The following is a 1,798-nucleotide window of genomic DNA, read 5'->3' on the forward strand; positions in this document are numbered from 1 at the left end:
TTCTCAAGGTGCACGCCCCGCGGCTGATCCGGTCCGACCGGGCCGCGCGGCAAGGAGATATATTGCCAGACCGGAGGGGCCCCGTGGGCGGGAATCTGGGCGTACACATTTCCTACACATCTTGAGATCCGACTAACGTTTGCCAGCCGTTAACTACCGCTCGCCGAGCATCTCTTTATATAAGGCAGTCTCATGGTTAAAGCGGATACGTCCCCCTAGCTAAAGCACAGCCAGCATCGAGCAACTCATCACGTTCTTCCACCGAGAACCCCTCGGCGTAGACGCGCACCACTGGTTCGGTCCCGCTAGGACGGACCAGCAGCCACGTGTCATCCTCGAATGACAGACGCAAGCCGTCCATATGACTAACGTTTTGCGGCACCTTGCCACAAATCGACTTGGGGTTTACGCCCGGCAGCAGGGTTCGTAACGTTTCGGCATCTTCGGCCTCAAGGCGCAAATCGCGTCGACCGTAACTCGTCTTACCAAAACTGTCCTCGAGTTGGTCGACCAGAACGCCCAAAGGCGCGTCCGTCTTTGCCATAAGCTCACACAGAATCAGACAGGCGAGGATTCCATCGCGCTCGGGCATATGCGCGGCGATGCCGATACCACCGGCTTCTTCGCCGCCTATGAGGACGCCGCCCTTCTTCATCTCCGCCGCTATATATTTGAAACCGACTGGTTTGACGGTCACGCGGCAGCCAAGCGCCTCGGCAATGCGACGTACGAGCGTCGAGCATGAAAGATTGACGACGACGCGCCCCTCCAAATTACGAAATTGAACCAAGTCGCCCAAAACGAGCGCCATGATCTGATGCGGATGTATATATCTGCCGCGCTCGTCAACCGCGCCGATACGGTCGGCGTCGCCGTCGGTCACCAGGCCAGCGCAAGCTCCGTCCTCGATAACCGTGCGCTCGCAAGCGTCCACCCAAGGTTCAACGGGGTCGGGACAGATATCTTCTTGGTCAGACGCCTGCCCGGCGTGAATCTCGTGCGCCTCAACGCCAAGCTCGCGCAGCAAGTCGGCTAGATAGCCCTGGGCTGCGCCGCCCATGGGATCGACAACCACGCGCAGGTGCGCGGCGCGGATGGCTTCGGCATCGACAAATGATGCCACCGCCTGCATATAGTCAGGAATGATATCCGCGGTGTGATATTGCCCCTCGATCCCCATTGGCTCGGGAGCCATGGTCTCTTCGAGCTCTTCGATGACATCCTGGTTGGCGGTTGAGCCGTCACCCATGCGAATCTTGAGGCACAGATAACCCTGCGGATGATGGGACCCCGTCACCATGAGCGCGCCGCACGCCTCACCGTCATAAGCCGCCGCCCACGTAAGGGCAGGGGTCGGAACAGGTCGCGAAGCGAGCACGGCGTCCAGCCCGTGCGCTGCTAGCACGCCCGCCGCAAGTTCAGCGAACTCGCTCGCCAGGGGCCGGGTGTCGAACCCTATATATACTGTTTTGCCCGGATTGGTCTTTTGCCACAACTCGCCGACGGCATCGGCGATACGAGCAACGTTATCGGCAGTGAAGTCCTCATCGACGCGAGCGCGCCAACCGTCAGTTCCAAAATGAATTATCGCGCACACGCGCAGACACCTCACAGTGTTTGGATCATGGTACGCATGGGGTATACCCGCAACATGCACTCGGCAACCTGCCGGCACCAGCATTCACCATTTGGGCAAATGCTGCCGAGGACATGCAAGCAATCAGAACCACCCTTAAAAAGGGTGGTTTGCTCTTAGGGTATAACCCACGGGCCCCGGGCTCGCGTCTAAAGGCGCGGG

1 protein-coding gene is annotated in these 1,798 nt (G+C 59.5%); it reads right to left on the reverse strand.

Features of this window, described 5'->3' with window-relative positions:
* Window positions 1–196 precede the first annotated feature (196 nt).
* Window positions 197–1,597: a phosphoglucomutase/phosphomannomutase family protein gene (locus tag GPK42_RS09950; protein WP_338404359.1), complete on the reverse strand. Its 1,401-nt coding sequence runs from the start codon at window positions 1,595–1,597 to the stop codon at window positions 197–199.
* Window positions 1,598–1,798 lie beyond the last annotated feature (201 nt).

The sequence above is a fragment of the Collinsella aerofaciens genome, assembly GCF_018785265.1.
GTDB classification, from domain to species: domain Bacteria; phylum Actinomycetota; class Coriobacteriia; order Coriobacteriales; family Coriobacteriaceae; genus Collinsella; species Collinsella aerofaciens_AI.